19 protein-coding genes are annotated in these 19,455 nt (G+C 39.6%); all 19 read right to left on the bottom strand.

The features are described 5' to 3' along the window. Positions 1–162: 162 nt before the first annotated feature. Positions 163–1,275: a Nif3-like dinuclear metal center hexameric protein gene (locus JJE29_02485; protein ID MBK5251498.1), complete on the bottom strand. Its 1,113-nt coding sequence runs from the start codon at positions 1,273–1,275 to the stop codon at positions 163–165. After that, positions 1,272–1,970 (bottom strand): SAM-dependent methyltransferase, encoded by a 699-nt coding sequence (locus JJE29_02480; protein MBK5251497.1) that lies wholly within the window; start codon positions 1,968–1,970, stop codon positions 1,272–1,274. The genes JJE29_02485 and JJE29_02480 overlap by 4 nt, the downstream gene beginning before the upstream one ends. A 42-nt stretch (positions 1,971–2,012) precedes the next feature. Further along, positions 2,013–3,116, bottom strand: a complete 1,104-nt coding sequence (gene rpoD, locus JJE29_02475; protein MBK5251496.1) for an RNA polymerase sigma factor RpoD — start codon at positions 3,114–3,116, stop codon at positions 2,013–2,015. Next, positions 3,112–4,950, bottom strand: coding sequence for a DNA primase (locus tag JJE29_02470; protein ID MBK5251495.1), 1,839 nt, complete (start codon positions 4,948–4,950; stop codon positions 3,112–3,114). The genes rpoD and JJE29_02470 overlap by 5 nt, the downstream gene beginning before the upstream one ends. Positions 4,951–5,042: 92 nt before the next feature. After that, positions 5,043–6,041, bottom strand: coding sequence for a deoxyguanosinetriphosphate triphosphohydrolase (locus tag JJE29_02465; GenBank protein MBK5251494.1), 999 nt, complete (start codon positions 6,039–6,041; stop codon positions 5,043–5,045). 126 nt (positions 6,042–6,167) lie between these two features. Continuing rightward, on the bottom strand, positions 6,168–8,789 hold the full coding sequence (locus tag JJE29_02460) for a pyruvate, phosphate dikinase (GenBank protein ID MBK5251493.1): 2,622 nt from the start codon (positions 8,787–8,789) through the stop codon (positions 6,168–6,170). Between the two features lie 17 nt (positions 8,790–8,806). Then, positions 8,807–9,625 carry a kinase/pyrophosphorylase gene (locus tag JJE29_02455; GenBank protein MBK5251492.1) on the bottom strand — a complete coding sequence of 273 codons (819 nt, stop codon included), beginning with the start codon at positions 9,623–9,625 and terminating at the stop codon, positions 8,807–8,809. Then, on the bottom strand, positions 9,615–10,277 hold the full coding sequence (locus tag JJE29_02450; GenBank protein MBK5251491.1) for a helix-turn-helix transcriptional regulator: 663 nt from the start codon (positions 10,275–10,277) through the stop codon (positions 9,615–9,617). The genes JJE29_02455 and JJE29_02450 overlap by 11 nt, the downstream gene beginning before the upstream one ends. Before the next feature lie 100 nt (positions 10,278–10,377). Continuing rightward, complete coding sequence (locus tag JJE29_02445; GenBank protein MBK5251490.1) at positions 10,378–11,775, bottom strand: glycine--tRNA ligase; 1,398 nt, start codon at positions 11,773–11,775, stop codon at positions 10,378–10,380. A 270-nt stretch (positions 11,776–12,045) separates the two neighbouring features. Then, positions 12,046–12,648, bottom strand: coding sequence for a DUF4342 domain-containing protein (locus JJE29_02440; GenBank protein ID MBK5251489.1), 603 nt, complete (start codon positions 12,646–12,648; stop codon positions 12,046–12,048). Positions 12,649–12,663: 15 nt separating this feature from the next. Further along, positions 12,664–13,416, bottom strand: coding sequence for a DNA repair protein RecO (recO, locus tag JJE29_02435; protein MBK5251488.1), 753 nt, complete (start codon positions 13,414–13,416; stop codon positions 12,664–12,666). 14 nt (positions 13,417–13,430) lie between these two features. Further along, positions 13,431–14,792, bottom strand: coding sequence for a magnesium transporter (gene mgtE, locus JJE29_02430; GenBank protein MBK5251487.1), 1,362 nt, complete (start codon positions 14,790–14,792; stop codon positions 13,431–13,433). A gap of 26 nt (positions 14,793–14,818) precedes the next feature. Beyond that, on the bottom strand, positions 14,819–15,715 hold the full coding sequence (era, locus tag JJE29_02425; GenBank protein ID MBK5251486.1) for a GTPase Era: 897 nt from the start codon (positions 15,713–15,715) through the stop codon (positions 14,819–14,821). Between the two features lie 2 nt (positions 15,716–15,717). Continuing rightward, positions 15,718–16,134: a cytidine deaminase gene (gene cdd / locus JJE29_02420; protein ID MBK5251485.1), complete on the bottom strand. Its 417-nt coding sequence runs from the start codon at positions 16,132–16,134 to the stop codon at positions 15,718–15,720. Further along, complete coding sequence (locus JJE29_02415; protein ID MBK5251484.1) at positions 16,131–17,189, bottom strand: DUF3048 domain-containing protein; 1,059 nt, start codon at positions 17,187–17,189, stop codon at positions 16,131–16,133. The genes cdd and JJE29_02415 overlap by 4 nt, the downstream gene beginning before the upstream one ends. A gap of 25 nt (positions 17,190–17,214) precedes the next feature. Further along, the gene (gene ybeY / locus JJE29_02410; GenBank protein ID MBK5251483.1) at positions 17,215–17,685 is read right to left on the bottom strand and encodes an rRNA maturation RNase YbeY; all 471 of its coding nucleotides are present in this window, start codon (positions 17,683–17,685) and stop codon (positions 17,215–17,217) included. Positions 17,686–17,692: 7 nt separating this feature from the next. Continuing rightward, positions 17,693–18,685 carry a PhoH family protein gene (locus JJE29_02405; GenBank protein ID MBK5251482.1) on the bottom strand — a complete coding sequence of 331 codons (993 nt, stop codon included), beginning with the start codon at positions 18,683–18,685 and terminating at the stop codon, positions 17,693–17,695. Positions 18,686–18,791: 106 nt separating this feature from the next. Further along, complete coding sequence (locus JJE29_02400) at positions 18,792–19,235, bottom strand: GatB/YqeY domain-containing protein (GenBank protein ID MBK5251481.1); 444 nt, start codon at positions 19,233–19,235, stop codon at positions 18,792–18,794. A gap of 18 nt (positions 19,236–19,253) precedes the next feature. Continuing rightward, positions 19,254–19,430 (bottom strand): 30S ribosomal protein S21, encoded by a 177-nt coding sequence (locus JJE29_02395; GenBank protein ID MBK5251480.1) that lies wholly within the window; start codon positions 19,428–19,430, stop codon positions 19,254–19,256. Between the last annotated feature and the right edge of the window lie 25 nt (positions 19,431–19,455).

Raw genomic sequence — 19,455 nt, 5'->3', positions numbered from 1 at the left:
CGGTATATTTCTGTTGCACTATCCTTAAAGTTGCCTCCACTGGGGGTTACCCAGCACCCTGCTCTGCGGAGCTCGGACTTTACTCATATTTTCATATGCGACCGTCTGACTTACTCATTCGAATGCTAATGATATCATAAAGACGTATTTCTGTCAAAATACTCATTTAAAAAATTTGAACGGGTTAATATCTTCTTCTGATACCAGTATGTCTGATTTTTGCATAATGATTCCTATTTCTTCAACAAGCATTTCCCTGAAAGCGTACTTAAATATGTTTTCACTTTCATAATGGCCTATGTCGACAAGGACCATATTATTCATCCTTGCAAACTGCGCATCATGATATTTTATATCCCCCGTCAAAAAACAGTCCACACCTTTTCTATAAGCCTCTCTTATCAAATCCGATCCGCTTCCGGTACAAAGCCCGACTTTATCAATTATTCTATTTTCATCACCTGTATATCTCAATGCCTCAGCAGAAAGAATACTTTTCAAATTTTTGAGAAGTATTTTCAATGACATTGGATTATCAAGCCTTCCAACCCTTCCGTTTCCAGCCTTTTTCTGAAGGTTGGCAAGAGGTATTATATCGTAGGCCATTTCTTCGTATGGGTGCACCTCTTTTATGGCCTTCACCATAGATTCAAGCTTAGATAAAGGTAAAATAGTCTCTAGCCGCATTTCCTCAACTGTTTCCAGCTTACCTATTTCTCCAACGAATGGATTTGAACCAACGAGGGGTTTGAACGAACCCGTACCCTTTACTGCGAATGTGCAATGGCTGTAGAGACCAATGCCGCCTCCGCCCATTTCGCCCATTCTATTTCTGATTGCTTGAACATATCCAGATGGAGCAAAAACGACCAATTTGATATAGGTCTTTTCCAATGGTAAAAGAGCTTCTGTTTCTCTTAGTCCAATAAGTTTGGAAAGATAATCGTTTGTTCCTCCCTCATAGTTATCGCAATTGGTGTGAATGGTAAAAACTGAAATATCGTGTTTTATGCACTCGATTATCATGCTGTCTTCAACTGTCTGTGTGCTCAATTTTTTGATCGATTTGAAAATAATCGGGTGATGGGTTATTACAATGTCCACGCCAAGCCCAAGAGCTTCGCTCAATACTTCCGGCGTGAGTTCGAGCGCTACTAGAATACGCTCATATTCATTTTTTCCAACATCTATTATAAATCCTGTATTATCCCAATCCTCTGCGTATTCTTCAGGAAATTTTCTCTGCAGCAAATCTAAAAGATCTTTCCTTTTCATATTTTTTCCAAAACCTCCTTAAGTTTCTCTATTCGATCAATTATTTCATGGGCTTTCTTATACATCAGCTCTGATTCCGCAGCGTTTTGCGTTATATTATCCAAGATTATTTCGTATTTCCTTATTTTGTGGCTTACAAATGCCTTTAGCAAGGGGTCCTTTTCCTCAAGCAGTTTAGATCCTATTTCATCATATACCAGATTATCACAAGGTTCTACTCCCATTTCGACCAGCAGAATTTCATAAAACTTCTTCTTGTCCCTTGCGAGTCTTTCCGATATGATTCTGAAACCATTCCCTTTAAGCCATGTTCTCAATTCCGATTGCGCCACCATGGGCTGGAGAATTAGTTTGGTATTTTCTCTTGATATCAATGCCTCTCCCGAAATAAGAATATCCCTTATTAAGAGCCCCCCCATCCCGGCAATGATGATCTTGTCGATCTTTTCGCCAATTACAGGTGCCAATCCATTTCCGAGCCTTAGCACTATTATTTCCTCAAAGCCCTGCGTTTTTACTATCCCTTTTGCATTGTTCAAAGGACCTTTGTTTACATCAGTCGCAAAGACTTTTGAACTTATACCGTTTTCTGCCAAATATATCGGTATATATCCATGGTCCGTTCCTATATCGGCAACAGATTCACCTTTTTTTACATATTCAGCTATTGCCTGCAGCCTTGGGTCCAATTTCAATTGAAATCCTCCTCAAAAATAAAGATTCGCATATGCGAATCTTTATTCCAGATAATCTTTAAGTTTCTTGCTTCGGCTTGGGTGTTTAAGCTTTCTTAATGCCTTTGCCTCAATCTGACGGATTCGTTCTCTTGTCACATCAAATTTTTTGCCTACTTCCTCAAGTGTTCTCGCTCTTCCGTCTTCAAGACCAAATCGCAGTTTCAAAACCTTTTGCTCACGCGGTGTCAATGTGTCAAGAACTTCTATCAGCTGTTCCTTAAGCATCGAAAAAGCAGCAGCCTCAGCAGGTGCAGGCGCATCAATATCGGGTATGAAATCCCCAAGATGACTATCTTCTTCTTCCCCTATAGGTGTTTCGAGCGATACAGGTTCCTGTGCTATCTTAAGTATTTCTCTTACTTTTTCTACCGGCATATCCATTTCTTCGGCAATCTCCTCGGGCTTCGGCTCCCTGCCAAGTTCCTGAAGCAACTGCCTAGATACACGAATAAGCTTGTTAATTGTTTCAACCATATGAACAGGTATTCTTATTGTTCTCGCCTGATCTGCAATCGCTCTAGTGATTGCCTGCCTAATCCACCAGGTAGCGTAAGTGCTAAATTTATAGCCTTTTCGCCAATCGAATTTTTCTACTGCCTTAATGAGCCCCAAATTTCCTTCCTGGATTAAATCAAGGAAAAGCATACCTCTTCCAACATACCTCTTGGCTATGCTCACAACAAGCCTTAGATTAGCTTCACACAGCTTTCTTCTAGATTCTTCGTCTCCTGCTTCCATTCCCTGCGCCAACTCTATTTCCTCGGTCGCAGTCAAAAGGGGCACCTTCCCTATTTCTTTCAAATACATTCTAACCGGATCGTCTATGTTTACGCCCTTAGGTACTGCGATTTCCTTCTCTTTTACCTCTTTATGACTTATTTCTTCATCGTCGGCCAAACCGATTATCTCGTCTTTGTCACCTAGGATTTCAACTCCTGCAGAAGTTAAAGAGTCATAAATCTCTTCTATTTCATCTTTGTCCAAGTCTATTTCCTCAAATGCTTCGGCAATCTCAGAATATGTCAACGTACCTTTTTTCTTTCCCTTTTGCACAAGCAACGAAATATTTTCATCATTTTTTTTCTTTTCTTTTGGACTTTTAATTTGACTCCCCTCCCTTCTTTTGCCCCGGTGGCAACAAATCAGATTCTTTCAATGCATCCATCCGGCTTCTCAAATTTCTGTAACGATTCAGTTCGTTATATAGTTCTTTAATCCTTATCAAATCTCCTTCTTTTTCAAGCTTATTTTTATCAAATCCCTTCAGTTCATTCTCTATCCTGCTCATACGCATCGAAACCAGGCATCCGTAAAGAATCTCGCGAGTATTTTTCTCCGAAATTATCGAATCAGTATCTATTGCAAAGATTTTCGTTAGCTCCTCAATGCTTTCGATATCTAGATCATTAGTCATGTCTTCTCTGCTTATAATGTCATGTGTATCATAACTACGGCATAGCGCCCTATACAGATCTCTATGCGTATCCAACGCGAAATCCGAATCTTCTATTATTCTTTCAACGCCTCGAAGCACTTCTTTTCCTGTCATAAGCAGCCCTAGAAAAATACGTTCAGTTTCATATTTCTTGTCGCTGTCGACCTTGTACACTCGGTTCGATTCACTCGCCCTTTTTTTCTTCCCCCCCGAATTCCGCTTCATAGCTTTTTCAAGAAGCCCCCCTATTTCAGGCTCTTCGTTTTTTATTTTTTTTAGATAAACTTCTTTCTGCAAAAGGTCTGGAACCGTATCAAATAGCGCTTTAAGCTCTTCCATATATTCAATTCGTTCCTGAGGAGAAGTCATTTCAAACCTTTTTCTCAGCAAAAATATCCTATAATCTAGAGCAGGCAATGCATATTTAATTTCATCGAGATACGCATCTATTCCATTTTTTTTGACATACTCATCCGGATCCTTCGCACCTTCCAAATGAATCACTTTTATCTTGCAAAGAGTTTTTTCCAGTATCCCCACGGCTTTTTCCGTTGCATTTTCTCCAGCCGAATCAGAATCGTACGACAAAATTAATTCCTTGCCATAGCGCTTAAGCAAATTCGCATGGTCTTCCGTTAGAGCCGTTCCCAAAGATGCTACCGCATTCTGTATTCCTCTCGAGTGCAAAGCTATTACATCCATGTATCCTTCCACAATCACGATTTTTTTTTCATTTCCTGTAAATCGTTTAGCAAAATTCAATCCAAACAGCAAACCCCTTTTATTGAAAAGTTCGGTCTCGGGCGAATTCAAATACTTTGGTAGACTGTCATCGAGCACACGTCCTCCAAATCCCACAACGCGGCCCCGTATATCGAATATGGGAAACATGATTCTATTTCTGAAACGATCATAATAACCGGAGCTTTTTTCTCTTTTAATAATCAAGCCGCATCTTTCCAAATCCCGAAGCGAATAGCCCTTGTTTTGATTAAGATATTTTATCGCTCCATCCCAGCTTTCGGTTGCAAATCCCAATCCAAAATTTTTGACGGTTTTTGCTTTTATTTCCCTTTTTTTGAGATAACCTAGCGCTTCCGCGCTTTTTTTAAGGTTGCTATAGTAGTAAATTGCAGCTTCCCTCATTAATTCATACAATACGGTTTTGTCCATTACAACCTTAGTATTATCATGTTTCTTCAGATAATCCTCTAGCCGAATCCCGTTTTGCTCTGCTATATACTCGAGGGCATCTACAAAATCAAGTTTTTCCATGTTCATTACGAATTCTATTACATCTCCTGAAGCTCCGCAACCAAAGCAATGATATCTTTGCCTATCCTCCGACACTATAAAAGAAGGCGTTTTTTCATTATGGAAAGGGCATAGTCCTTTATGATTTTTGCCTGTCTTTTTCAGTTTTATATATTGAGAAACCACGGCTACAATGTCAGACCTGTTTCCCACTTCTTCAATTAAAGCGTCCGTGTAGGACCTATGCATCTTAATCCACCCCGCAAATTTGACGAATTACTTTATTTCTGCAAATTTTTCTATTTCCCTGCTTTTACTTAAATAGTCGGAATCTTAAATTTTTACACCCAATATTCCGGAATATATATGTCCTTGAACTTCTTGATAGCATATCTATCTGACATTCCGGCAATATAGTCTTTAACGCCCTCTAAATGACCACTTTCTCTTCTGATATTTTCCGGCAGTTCTTCTTGATGAACAGTAAAATAGTCGTAAAGCTGTTCGATTATTCTTTGTGCCTTTACCTCTTCACCTTTTGCTTTCGGATTCAAGTATATATGTTCAAACATGAAATCCCTCAATTTATTCGTATGATAAGCGACTTGTTCGCTCATTCTAATATATTCCCTATTCATACTGTTTTCTATCACATCTACCACCATTGTATTTATGCGTTCCCCATGGCTTTCTCCCAGACAATCCAAGCATCCCTTTGGGATTTGTGTTATTTCAAGCATTCCAGCCCTCGTTGCGTCATCAATATCATGGTTTATATATGCAATCCTGTCGCTCAGACGAACGATGTCACCCTCCAATGTTTTGCATTCCTGCTTTCCATTGTGATGGAGAATTCCATCCCTTACTTCATCTGTTAAATTTAACCCAAAACCTTCATATCTACCCTCTTCAAGCAAATCCACGACCCTTAGACTTTGCTCATTGTGAATAAACCCGCCCGGATAAATTTGGTTCAAAACCGTTTCTCCGCAATGACCGAACGGTGTATGCCCCAAATCATGCGCCATTGCAATAGCCTCCGTTAGGTCCTCATTCAATCTAAGAGCCCTTGCTATAGTTCTTGAAATCTGTGCCACTTCCAAGGTATGCGTCATACGCGTCCTGTAGTGGTCTCCTTCAGGCGAAAGAAAAACTTGTGTTTTATGTTTAAGCCTTCTAAATGATTTTGAATGTATAACCCTATCCCGGTCTCTCTGAAAATCGGTTCTGATATCGCAAGGGATTTCCTCTTTCCTTCTCCCAAGAGTTCGAGATGAAAGACAAGCTTTATCAGAAAGCCATTCTTTTTCCCTTTGTTCATATTCCAGTCTTGGTTTCATCTCTCGGCCTCCATTCCGCTTTTATTGGTATATATATATATATACAACAATAAAACGAAAAACCCTTTAAAAAGAACGTATCGGCTCTTTTTAAAGGGTTTTTCGTATCTCTATTCTGCTAGCTCTTTACCTATTCCTTATAACTGCCTGGGCAGCTGCCAATCGTGCAATCGGCACTCTATACGGTGAACATGATACATAATCAAGCCCTATCCTATAACAAAAGTCTATGGAATCAGGTTCTCCACCATGCTCTCCGCAAATACCAAGTTTAATACCCGGCCTAGTTTTTCTTCCTAGCTCGATTGCAATGGTCATCAATTTCCCTATTCCCTTTTGATCGAGCTTTGCGAACGGGTCGCATTCGAATATGTTCTTTTGAACATATTCATTGATAAACTTGCCGGCATCGTCTCTGGAAAATCCGAATCCCATTTGCGTCAGATCATTTGTTCCAAATGAGAAAAATTCGGCATATTTCGCTATTTCATCAGCCGTCACGGCAGCTCGCGGAACTTCGATCATTGTTCCTATCATATATTCCAAAGATGCTCCCGTTTCCGCAAGAACTTTATCTATTGTTCGGATTACCAATTCACGGTTGTACTTTATTTCATTTTCATGTCCAACCAATGGAATCATAATCTCCGGTTTTATGTTTAAACCGGTCTGGGCTTTTACATTAATTGCCGCCTTCGCAATAGCCTCAACTTGCATTTCATAGATTTCCGGATATGTTATTGAAAGCCTGCAACCTCTATGTCCCAGCATAGGATTAATTTCTTTTAGACTTGCCACTTTTTCCTTTAATCGTTCAAATTCAACGCCTATTTTTGCTGAAAGATCTCTTATTTCCTCTTCATCTTTTGGAAGGAACTCATGAAGAGGCGGGTCAAGCAGTCTTATTGTTACAGGACGCTCCATCATGGCTTTGAAAATGCCTTCAAAATCTTCCATTTGGAAAGGCAGAAGATGTGCTAAGGCTTTCTTTCGCTGCAAAACGTCGTCAGCAACAATCATTTGCCTGACATAATTGATTCTCTTTTCATCAAAGAACATATGCTCGGTCCTGCACAATCCAATACCCTCTGCACCAAATTCCACCGCGGCTTGCGCATCCTTCGGTGTATCTGCATTCGTCCTTATTCCAAGGCTTCTGACTTCATCAGCCAATTCCATTATCTTTGCAAAGCTGCCGCTCAGATGCGCCTTGCTTGTTTTTATGACTCCCTCGTAAACATCGCCCGTTTTTCCATTCAAAGAAATATAGTCGCCTTCCTTGAATACTTTTTCTCCAACAGTAAATATTCGGTTTTTCTCATCTACATTGATTTCTCCGCAACCTGCAATGCAACACTTGCCCATTCCCCTTGCAACAACTGCAGCATGGGATGTCATTCCGCCTCTTGAAGTCAGCACGCCCTCGGCGACAGCCATGCCTTCAATGTCTTCCGGAGATGTTTCCATCCTTACAAGTATTCCTTTGCTGCCATTTGCTATGGCTTTAACAACCGCCTCAGCAGTGAAATAGACCTTTCCGGAAGCCGCTCCAGGTGACGCCGGCAACCCTTTTGCTATCGATTTGCATTCCGCCAATTCCTTTTCGTCAAAGGTCGGATGCAACAATTGATCAATTTGTTCCGGTTTAATTCTAAGCAAGGCTTCTTCTTTTTCTATAAGGCCCTCGTTTACCATATCAACGGCAATGTTTACCGCAGCAAAAGCTGTTCTCTTTCCAGTACGTGTCTGAAGCAGGAATAATTTTCCTTTTTCTATTGTGAATTCTATGTCCTGTGTCTCTCTATAATGGTTTTCAAGTTTTTTCGCTATGTCAATGAACTCGCTGTACACACTAGGCATTACATCCTTAAGCTCGTCGATTGACTTGGGCGTTCTTATTCCTGCAACCACATCTTCCCCTTGAGCATTCATCAAAAATTCGCCAAAAACCTTATTTTCACCCGTTGAAGGATTCCTTGTAAATGCAACACCCGTGCCTGAATCTTCCCCCATATTTCCGAATACCATGGATTGTACATTTACTGCCGTACCATAATGATTTGGAATATTGTTTATTCTTCTGTAGGTAATCGCCCTTTTATTGTTCCATGAATCAAAAACAGCCTCAACAGCTTTTAACAATTGTTCTTTCGGCTCTTGAGAAAAATCTTCACCTGTCTCTTTTTTTACTATTGCTTTGTATTTATTTATTATTTTCTTAAGGTCTTCAACTGTCAGCTCAGTATCGTTTGAATATCCGCGTTCTTCTTTTGCATTGTCCAAAACTGCATCGAACTTATACTTATGTATGCTTAATACAACATCGGAAAACATCTGTATGAATCTTCTATAGCTGTCATAAGCAAATCGCTCGTTATCCGTAAGCTTGGCCAAGCCATCGACCGCAATATCGTTCAAACCAAGGTTCAATACCGTATCCATCATCCCCGGCATAGAAACAACCGCTCCGGAACGTACGGATACCAGCAAGGGATTGGAATTATCTCCAAAATTCTTTCCTGTCATGCATTCCAACTTGCCAATCTTATCGAAAATTTCCTGTTTTATTGAGTCTTTTAGTTTCTTGCCTTCTTCATAATAATTGTTGCATGCTTCCGTTGTGATAGTAAAACCTTCGGGCACTGGCAACCCTATGTTTTTCATTTCCGCCAGATTTGCGCCTTTTCCCCCCAAAAGGCTTTTCAGATCTTTGTTTCCTTCACTGAAAAGATATACAAATTCGCTCACTGTATTGCCCTCCCCTTTTAATAAATATTGGTTTCCTTCATTATTTGAATAATAGTATTTGCACTTTCTTCAATTGCTTTATTCGAAACATCGATGAAAGGGCATCCTATTTTTCTCATTAATTTCTCGGCATATTCCAATTCTTCCATTATTCTGTTCATGTCTGCATAAACCGCACTATTGCTAAGTCCCATGCTTTTAAGCCTTTCCAATCGTATTGCATTGAGTTTTTCGGGATCTGTAATCAATCCAATGATACGCTTTGAAGATATCTCAAACAATTCATCCGGAACAGGAACTTCAGGAACCAACGGTATGTTTGCAACCCTTATGTTCTTGTGAGCCAGATACATGCTTAGCGGAGTCTTTGATGTCCTGGATACGCCAATAAGAACAATATCAGCTTTCTTAATACCTCGAGGATCTTTCCCGTCGTCATACTTTACCGCAAATTCAATTGCTTCCACCTTTTTAAAATACTTGTCATCAAGCCTTCTTATCGTACCGGGCTGATTCAAAGGCTCAGTGCCTATGGCTCTTTTGAATGTACCAATCATCGGACTAAGTATATCGTTGTATACTACCCCCCGGGACTCGCACTCTTCAACCATAAGGTTCCTCAGTTCAGGTACGACTATTGTAAAAGCAACAACTGCATTCTGCTCATCTGCTTCGTCTATCAAATTATAAATTTTATCTTCAGTATCGGTGAAGGCGTATCTCTTGAGTACATAATCATTTCCTTTGAATTGACCCAATACTGCTCTGACGACCTGTTCAGCTGTTTCTCCAATGGAATCCGAAACTATGAAAATAACAATCTGATTATGCATCATAAAGCCCTCCAAATTCTTTTGTTCCCAATTCTACGAAAAATTTGGTTATATTTGTTTTAGATATTCTGCCCACTACTTTATAGACTTCTGCATTGTCAATTATGAGTCTCTCAACAACCGGCAAACTGTCTATTTCACAACTTATCAATTTTTGTGCTGCTTCATATATTGATTCGTTAGAAAATGCTATTATAAGATTGGGCATTCTGGTCATTACTACATTGACCGGAATTTTTCTTATATCGTTGCCGCCTATTGCCGTCTTCAAGAAATCCTTTCTTGAAACAACTCCGCTCAAATATCCCTTCGAAGTCACATATATAGTACCCACATCTTTCATGAACATGAAAACGATGGCATCGTATACCATTGTTTTTTCATCCACCACAACCGGGATTGACTTTAGGTCGTTCACTTTAACATTTCGTATGTGGTTGGCTATGACCTTGTCTTCCTGATCTCCAACATACAGATAACCGACTTTCGGCCGGGCATCAAGTATCCCAGTCATTACAAGTATTGAAAGATCGGGCCTAATAGTCGACCTGTTGACATTAAGAAGATTCGATATTTTTTCGCTGGTTACAGGCTGATGCTCTTTTACGATTTCAATAATGCGCTTTTGCCTATCGTTGTATTGGATTTCAATCACCTCTTTTCGTTTTATATGTTACACTATTTGTTATTATAACAGAAATAACGTTGTGTTATATATTATTTTTGAAAAAAAAGCAGGCCAAATGGCCTGCTTTTTAAAACATTGTTTTTTCGTTCAAAAATTGTATCAATTCCTCTATAGGCATTCTCTTCTGTTCCATCGTATCTCTATCCCTTACGGTTACGGATTCATCTTCCAATGTGTCGAAATCTATTGTTATGCAATATGGAGTCCCTATTTCATCATGGCGTCTATACCTCTTGCCAATACTGCCAGACTCGTCATAATCAACATTGTGGTGCTTTGATATCATAGTGTAAACATTTTTAGCCTCTTCGCTCAATTTCTTGGAAAGAGGGAATATCGCAGCCTTGAACGGTGAAAGGAAAGGATGCAGCTTCATAACGACGCGTTCTGTTCCGTCTTCCAATTGCTCCTCATTGTATGCATCCAACAAAAATGCCAATGCAACTCTGTCCGCGCCTAATGAAGGTTCTATGCAATACGGGATGTATTTTTCATTCGTTACCGGATCCTGATATCTCATGTCTACGCCCGAATGCTCTATGTGCTGTTTTAGGTCGTAATCAGTCCTATCTGCAAGGCCCCAAAGCTCTCCCCATCCGAATGGGAAATTGTATTCAAAATCGGTAGTAGCGTTGCTGTAATGGGACAATTCTTCTTTTTCATGATCCCTTAACCTAATATTCTCCATGTCCATTCCAAGCATATCCAACCAATTTTTACAAAAATTCTTCCAATATTCAAACCATTTCAGATCTTCTCCCGGCGCACAGAAAAATTCGAGTTCCATTTGTTCGAATTCCCTTGTCCTGAAAGTATAGTTGCCCGGTGTTATTTCATTTCTGAACGACTTTCCTATTTGGCCTATCCCAAATGGTATCTTTTTCCTAGAACTTCTCTGTATACTTCGAAAATTTACAAATATCCCTTGGGCTGTTTCGGGTCTAAGATATATCTCCGCCATCGAATCCTCTACTACGCCCTGGAATGTCTTGAACATCAAATTGAATTGACGTATTTCAGTAAAGTCGCTGCTGCCGCATTCGGGGCATTTAACTCCCTCGTCTCGTATATATTCCTCCATTTTATTCTTTGACCAACCATCTACTACTTCCGGTTCTTTTCCGTTTTCGGCAATATAGCCCTCAATCAACTTGTCAGCCCTGAACCTCGATTTGCAATTCTTGCAGTCCATGAGAGGGTCACTAAAGCCTCCTACATGACCAGAAGCCACCCATGTTTGAGGATTCATAAGTATTGCCGCATCCACTCCTACATTGTATGGCGACTCTTGAATGAATTTTTTCCACCATGCCTTTTTTACATTATTCTTGAATTCTACGCCCAGCGGACCATAATCCCAGGTATTGGCCAATCCGCCGTAAATCTCAGATCCCGGAAAAATGAATCCCCTGGACTTTGACAAAGCCACAAATTTGTCCATTTTGTTTTTTTCAATTTTAGCCATGTTTTCCTCCTTAAAAATATAAAAACTCCCGTCCCTTGCTCTAGAGCAAGGGACGAAAGTTATTCCGCGGTTCCACCCTTTTTGGCATATTCATGCCCACTTCATTACAAATGCTCAAAAGTACCATCCTGTGAATGTTAATACCGGTTCTCAGCACCACCGGCTCTCTTTAATTCTTTCCTCAAGGACCTCTTCTTCATCACACGCACTATTCATTTAGATGAATAGTACCACAATCAACAGATTTTGTAAACATCTTTTTAAGGAATCCTATAGTTCTTCATCCTCTTGCTTATTCGTGATTTTTTCTTTGACTTCCGCAGCTTTTTCAGCAGCTTTATCTTTAACCTCCGAGGCTTTTCCCACAGCTTTTTCTTTTGCTTCTTTTGCTTTTTCCTTTACTTCATTGGCTTTTTCCTTGGCTGATTCGCCAAATTCCTCAGCCATTTCCATTACTTTTTCAAGCTTTTCTTCAGTAACATCATTTACATCAATTATTTCTCCGCTCTCCTTCTGTATTTCTATTTTACAACCGGTTGCCAGAGAAACTATGATTGCCACTATAGTAGCCGGTGTAAAAACAACTGCTCCTATAGCTCCCGCTGTTACTGGAATATCAAGAATCAAACGGTCGTTCTTCTTAAGCATCACCCTTGTCACATTTCCTTTTTTAACCAATTCCTTTAGTTTGTCAACTATTTCGTTTCCTTTATCCTTTGCAGCCTTTCCTGATTTCTTTCCTCTTCCTTCTTCCACCAGTATTACAGCTTCCAGAACATTGCCATCAGCCGCTTCAAGAGCTTCTTTTGCCTCTTTATATGTTGCCCCCGTCCTTTGTATTACCTCGTCCACATTTTCAATCGTAAATACCATTTAAATAGCCTCCCTTTATTGGATTGTTTTTAGGAATTCCAGACTTTTAAACGACCGTATATCCATATGATACTTTATATACAATTCGAATATCTTATCTAGATGTCTGATCATTCCCTCGTTGATTTTTGTTTTGCATATTAAATCGATATCTTTTTCAATCAAATATCGAATTAAATGTATGAACTGTTTGTTTATGGGAACTCCGTTATTAATTTGCTCTTTATTTGAGCAATTTTCACAAACTACTCCGCCGTCTGCTATGCTGAAAACAGTTAAATGTTCTATCTCATTTATTCCACATTTTAAGCACTTTGAAACTTCGGGTTTTAATCCGGAGTAATTTAACAACTTTATTTCGTACGCAAGCTTGATTTTATCAATATCGCTTAATTCTCCATCCATTTTTTTTAGTATTTCCACCGTCAAATTGAATAGCCTATTGTTTATCATTCCTTCATGAATTGAATGCCTGCACAATTCGATAAAATATGAAGCATACGATAATTTTTTTAAATCCTCGCGGATTGAATAGTTTGAATTTATAATTTCAGCCGAAGAAATGTTGTATATGTCGGGTTTTCCCCTCAAAATAAACTCTCCATATATGAAGGGATGCGCAACTGACGATATCATAGTCCTCGGTTTCCTCACGCCACGAGCATATACGCTTATCTTCCCCAGTTTTCTAGAAAACAATGTCAATATTGCATCGGAATCGTTGTAAAAGACCTTTCTGAGCACTATTGCTTCTGTTTTTATATACATGACGACCTCATCTCTTAGAATAGGTTGAATTGGCTCATTAAGATTGTGGTCAATGTGAAGTAGATTGAAATTCCGGTTATGTCTATGGTTGTTGAAATGAATGGTGCAGATGCAACAGCCGGATCAACTCCGACCCTCTTGAATACCAAAGGCACCAACGTTCCGATTGTCGCGGCAGTAATCATGTTGGCCCACATTGAAACCCCTATAATCAAACTTAGCAGCATCTCCCCCTGCAAAATGAAGGTCAATACCGCAACCATAAGGCTACAAACCAAGCCGACTAAAAAACCGACAGAGAACTCATGGAGGACGATTTTTAAAACTTCCTTGCTATCAATCTGTCCGGTTGCAAGGCCCCTAACTGTAAGGGTTGAAGACTGCGTTCCCACGTTTCCTCCCATGCCTGCAAGCAATGGTATGAAATAGGCTATTGCCGTGTTGCTGTTGAGTGTCGCTTCAAATCCGCCGATTATTTTTGCAGACAATATGCCTCCAAAAACAGTGACAACAAGCCAAGGCAATCTCGAACTGACAGAGGCCCATATTCTCTTTGGAAAAGAATCTTTCATCTTGTATTCGCCTTCATTTGTTCCTGCAAACTTGTATATGTCCTCTGTTGCTTCCCTTTCGATGACATCGATGATGTCGTCAACTGTGATTATTCCTTTAATTATGTCATCATCATCAACGACCGGAATAGCAATCAGGTTGTACTTTGCAACCATCTTAGCTACTTCTTCCTGGTCGGTGGCCACGTTGACCTTAATCACTTGCTCCTTCATGATTTCTTCTATGATTTTATTAGGTTTAGTAACAATCAGTTCTCTCAGTGAAAGAACTCCCACTAACCGTTCCATATGGTCAACAACATAAACATAATAAACCGTTTCCGCTTCAGTTGCCTGCACTCTAACCTCTTCAATGGCTTGGTATACGGAAATATCTTTTTTTACTGCTATATAATCTTTTGTCATGATACCGCCAGCGGTATCATTGCCATAGAAGAGCAATTCCTGCAGTTTGGATGCCTCTTCACTATTTAGGAGCGAAAGCAGTTCTTTCTGCATCTCATCATCAAGTGAAGCAATCAGGTCGACAACATCATCCTGCCCCATTTCTTCCAGAATCATTCGTTTCTGATCTTTTGTAAATGCGCTTATAAGATTTATAAAAACCGGAGTTTCCACTTCTTCAAGAACATCGCTGATTTTGTCCCATGACAAAACACTTATCAGTTTTTTGCGATTTTCCTCTTCCAGTTCCATAATTATTTCAACTATATCCGCTGAATGAATTTCTTCCAAGTATGCGTTCAATTCAACAAACTTGTTTTGATCCAATTGCTCTGTGATTTTCAGAATTTCAGTTTCCATTATCTCGTCCAATTGCTTCACCTCCTTTATCTGTATCCGAATTGATTGAGCAGGCTGTCCCTATCTCTCCATTCTTCTTTTATTTTGACCCATATTTCCAAGAACACCTTGTTCCCCAAAAGGTTTTCAATATCCTTTCGTGCATCGATTCCAACTTTTTTAAGGACTTTACCGTTCTTTCCTATAATGATGCCCTTGTGGGATTTCTTCTCGCAATAAATTATCGCATAAATATCAGTTATTTCGGAATCTTCCCTTTTTTTCATTTTTTCGATTCCGACCGCAATCCCGTGCGGCACTTCGTCATACAATATGTTCAACAGTTTTTCCCTTATTATTTCAGAAACTATGAATCTCTCAGGCTGGTCTGTCACCATATCTTCGGGAAAATATTTTGGACCCTCTTCCATGTATGAACCTATGGTGCTTATCAGCTTTTTAAGGTTCATTTGATTTTGTGCCGATATCCCAATGATTTCATCAAAAATTCCCATTGCTTCGTACTTTTCATAGATTTCCTTGAATTCCTGTGGTGTTATCAGGTCAAGCTTGTTGACAACAAGCAAACAGGGCGTTCTAACCTCTTTTAGGGATTCTATAATATGATTATCCCCCGGGCCTATGCTTTTGGACTCATCGACCATGAACACAATCAAATCCACTTCGTTAAATGTCGTCTTTGCCTCATGAACCATGAATTCCCCCAGCTTGTTTTTGGGTTTGTGGATTCCTGGAGTATCTATGAAAACAATTTGTTTTTCATTGTCAGTGTATACTGCACTTATTCTGTTTCGTGTAGTCTGGGGCTTGTTCGATATAATTGCAACCTTTTCGCCCACCAAAGCATTCACTAGTGTAGATTTACCCACATTTGGGCGACCAATTATTGTCACAAACCCAGATTTGAATTTTTTTACTGCCATAATTATAAATCCTCCCCTGTAAACCCATAGGGCAATAGTTCTTCTATGGTAAATATTTTGAAGTCCTCAGTTGTTTTTGCAACTATCACTTTAATGTTCATGCCAAACTCTACAATGAACTGTCTGCAGATTCCGCATGGATAAGTGAACGAGCCTTCTTTTCCAACAACGGCAATCGCCTTAAAGCTTTTGTAGCCATTGCTTATTGCCTTCACCATCGCCGTGCGCTCTGCACAAATTGTTCCCCCGAAAGAAGCTATTTCAATATTGCATCCTGTAAACACTTGACCTTCCACTGTCAAAACAGCCGCCCCCACCTTGAAATCCGAGTAAGGAACATATGCATTTTCCCGAGCCTTTGCAGCTTTTTCAATCAAGCTTTTGCATTCTTCTTTATTCAATGCGCCCACTCCTCTCAACTATTGATTTCAATTTCCAAATTCATAGGAACTATAACAATCCATGTATTTCCGGGGTTAAGCATTAATTCTTCACCGTTCCTAGTATAGACAGTTTTTCCTTTTCTGCTTTCCTTTTTCCACCCAATATCCATTTTTTTGCCACATGTTATGTAATAGCCCGTTCCACTACCTACTGTTTCAATTGAAAGACGTCCCTCGCTATCAATAACCTTGGTATTCATTTTAAGTACAATGATATTCTTAGCTTTTATGGGTTCTGCGCTAAACTCTTCAAGTTGTGGACTGTCCTTGACCAATCTCTCATACATTTCATTTTCAGCATTGTATACGAATGAAGGCTTGTAGTACATACTAAATCCAAATTTTATGCTTTCAAGGTTTCCCGCATCCTTAAAATCTTGATTTTCTTTTCCAAATGATGCAAATCCAATGTCAAAATCCGTTCTGTATTCACTTCGTTTGGCAGCGGCCCTTAGAGCCTTCGTACTTGTGTACATATTATGAGGTATTTTTTTATGGTTCACCCTCCAAAATGTATCTGTTCCCCTATTCATGCCGTCTATATCGGCCATGTCAAAGTCATTTATATCGCCAAGTGCCGCAACGCTTCCTCCAACATGCACATATAAAGCATCAAATTCTAAAGCCTTATCTATGAAATACGGCCTTGCGCTCCTAACGGGTCCAATCGAATTCATATCCACTTCTTGAAGAATGGCCATGTATCTTGTTATGTTCCCTTCCGCCAGTATCTCAAAAACAACTTCTGCATCCGACAAACCGGATTGAGGACGTGCACCAATATGGTTATCCAACATGACCGCGATCGGGCGCTTTGCCATTACGGCTTCTTCAACCGGAAGTCCTGTCAAAACAGAACGATAAGGAGATTCCTCTTCCTGTTCCGGAACTGCTACTTCCTCAAGTACTTCTTCATTTGGAGCTTCCGCTTCGCTCTGCTCCCCTAAATCTTCAGGCGGATTGGCCGTTTCCCCTTTTGTGCATGCCGCAAAAGTAAACAACACAGCAAAAACCAAAAGTAAAATACTCATTTTTTTCCCCAAAGCATTCACCCCTTTATCTCTCAATTCCCATATGCATCATTATATTTTTTTCTTTCTCTCTCATGATTTTTTTATCGCTTTCTTGCATATGGTCATATCCGAGTAAATGCAAGATGCTGTGAACTGTTAAATACGACACTTCTCTTTCTATGCCATGTCCAAAATCCAGACCCTGAGCTTTCGCGCGTTCGAGAGAAATGACAATATCTCCAAGAAGCATCGGACCGATTCTCTCCCTTTGACTCATTATGTCTTCAATTCCATTATACATTGGAAACGACAACACATCGGTTTCCTTGTCTACATCCCTAAAGTCCCTATTCAGTATCCTTATTGCCTCATTATCCACCAAGAGCACATCCACTTCATCAATAAAATCCAACCCTTCGTAGTTCAATGTTTCTTCTATCGATTTTTTTATTAGTCTGCCAATGGCTTCACGAAAATCAACCTTTTCCTGCCGATTTTCAATTATCACATCCATACTTTCATCACCTGCTTTTTTTATACTCTATGCGTTTTTCATATTTGTCATAAGCCTTAATTATTTTTTGAACCAGTTTATGTCGCACCACATCCCTGCCGGTAAGCGTCACAAACCCTATGCCTGGTATTTCTTTAAGAATCTCTGCGGCCTGCTTAAGTCCCGATGCCTTTCCTTTCGGCAAGTCTATCTGTGTGACATCTCCTGTTACAATTGTCTTTGAACTGGATCCAATCCTTGTAAGAAACATTTTCATTTGCGCTTGCGTAGTATTTTGGGCTTCATCCAATATGATAAAAGCATCATCCAGTGTTCGTCCCCTCATGTATGCGAGTGGTGCAACTTCAATCAAGCCTCTTTCTTTGTATTTCAAATAAGTCTCGCTCCCCAATATATCATACAATGCATCGTAGAGCGGCCTTAGATACGGATCTATCTTCATCTGCAGGTCTCCCGGTAAAAACCCAAGGTTTTCTCCCGCTTCCACAGCCGGTCTAGTCAATATGATTCGGCTAACCTTTTTATTTTTGAAAGCATATACCGCCATAGCCACTGCCAAGTAAGTCTTTCCTGTTCCTGCAGGTCCTATACTAAATACAATATCATTTCGTGTTACCTCATCCATATATTTTTTTTGCCCTATTGTCTTTGGCTTGATGTATTTACCTCTGTTCGTAACGCATATTATATCTTCCGAAAGGTTCGATAAAGTAAAGTTTTCGTCATCCCTTATCAGATTCAAGGCATAGTTTATTCTCTGTTTATCTATGATTTCACCTTTTATGATTAATTCGATTGAGGCATTGATAAGCTTAAAGGCAACAGTCGACTTTTCCTCGTCATCGCTGTTTATTATGATTTCATCATTTCTTAGGGTAATTTTCGCTCCCGTCAACGATTCTATTTCCTTTATGTTGGCATCCAAGTCTCCGAAAAGCTGCGCTTGAAATTTCCCATCATTCAATTGTATTTTTCTAATGTAGCCTTTTTCCAAATTCATCCCCTGCCTTCTTTCAATCTTACATTTCATTATATAATAATATCGGCTCTTTTTATATAATGAGGAAAAAATAAATAGACTCCAATTGGAGTCTATTTTCGTTACGCTATGACAAAATGGCTTTGACAATATCCGATGCCATCTTTCCATCCGCTTTGCCTTTTATTATGGGTTTTACCGCTCCCATAACCTTGCCCATGTCTTTCATGGAGTCAGCTTTCAATTCGGATATAGCACTACTAATAATTTCCTTAAGCTCTTCTTCTGTAAACTGCTCGGGAAGATACTTCATTAGAATTTCTATCTCCGCTTCGGCTTCTTGAACCAAATCTTCTCTGTCCCCTCTTCGAAAGTCAAGGACTGCAGATTTTTTTTGCTTAATCTGTTTGGAGATAATATCGATTATGCCATCATCTGATAGTTCTTTTCGTTCGTCAACTTCGAAACGCTTAATATCGGCTCTCAACATAATGATTGTCGTTTTTCGGAGTCGATCCTTCTCCTTCATGGCAGTTTTCATATCATCCATGAGTTGTTTTTTTAGTGACACAAACGTACACCTTCTTTATTATTTCTTTTTCTTTCTTCTTGCTGCTTCAGCCTTTTTCTTGCGTTTTACGCTTGGCTTTTCATAATGCTCTCTTTTTCGGACTTCCTGAAGAACGCCAGATTTGGCACATTCTTTCTTGAATCTTCTAAGCGCATTGTCAAGGGTTTCATTTTCCCCCAATAAAATTTCAGACATTAAATATCCCCCCCTCCGATGATAA

The sequence above is a fragment of the Peptostreptococcaceae bacterium genome (genome assembly GCA_016649995.1).
GTDB lineage: Bacteria > Bacillota > Clostridia > Peptostreptococcales > BM714 > BM714.
The sequence above is the reverse complement of the archived record's forward strand: the minus strand, read 5'-3'. Positions and strand labels throughout refer to the sequence as shown.

Bases quoted from the DNA above. Each gene is read 5' to 3' on its own strand.
- JJE29_02485 (MBK5251498.1), bottom strand. From the start codon at position 1,275: ATGAAAAGGAAAGATCTTTTAGATTTGCTGCAGAGAAAATTTCCTGAA.
- JJE29_02470 (MBK5251495.1), bottom strand. From the start codon at position 4,950: ATGCATAGGTCCTACACGGACGCTTTAATTGAAGAAGTGGGAAACAGG.
- JJE29_02465 (MBK5251494.1), bottom strand. From the start codon at position 6,041: ATGAAACCAAGACTGGAATATGAACAAAGGGAAAAAGAATGGCTTTCT.
- JJE29_02455 (MBK5251492.1), bottom strand. From the start codon at position 9,625: ATGATGCATAATCAGATTGTTATTTTCATAGTTTCGGATTCCATTGGA.
- JJE29_02445 (MBK5251490.1), bottom strand. From the start codon at position 11,775: ATGGCTAAAATTGAAAAAAACAAAATGGACAAATTTGTGGCTTTGTCA.
- JJE29_02440 (MBK5251489.1), bottom strand. From the start codon at position 12,648: ATGGTATTTACGATTGAAAATGTGGACGAGGTAATACAAAGGACGGGG.
- recO (MBK5251488.1), bottom strand. From the start codon at position 13,416: ATGTATATAAAAACAGAAGCAATAGTGCTCAGAAAGGTCTTTTACAAC.
- mgtE (MBK5251487.1), bottom strand. From the start codon at position 14,792: ATGGAAACTGAAATTCTGAAAATCACAGAGCAATTGGATCAAAACAAG.
- era (MBK5251486.1), bottom strand. From the start codon at position 15,715: ATGGCAGTAAAAAAATTCAAATCTGGGTTTGTGACAATAATTGGTCGC.
- JJE29_02415 (MBK5251484.1), bottom strand. From the start codon at position 17,189: ATGAGTATTTTACTTTTGGTTTTTGCTGTGTTGTTTACTTTTGCGGCA.
- ybeY (MBK5251483.1), bottom strand. From the start codon at position 17,685: ATGGATGTGATAATTGAAAATCGGCAGGAAAAGGTTGATTTTCGTGAA.
- JJE29_02405 (MBK5251482.1), bottom strand. From the start codon at position 18,685: ATGAATTTGGAAAAAGGCTACATTAGAAAAATACAATTGAATGATGGG.
- JJE29_02395 (MBK5251480.1), bottom strand. From the start codon at position 19,430: ATGTCTGAAATTTTATTGGGGGAAAATGAAACCCTTGACAATGCGCTT.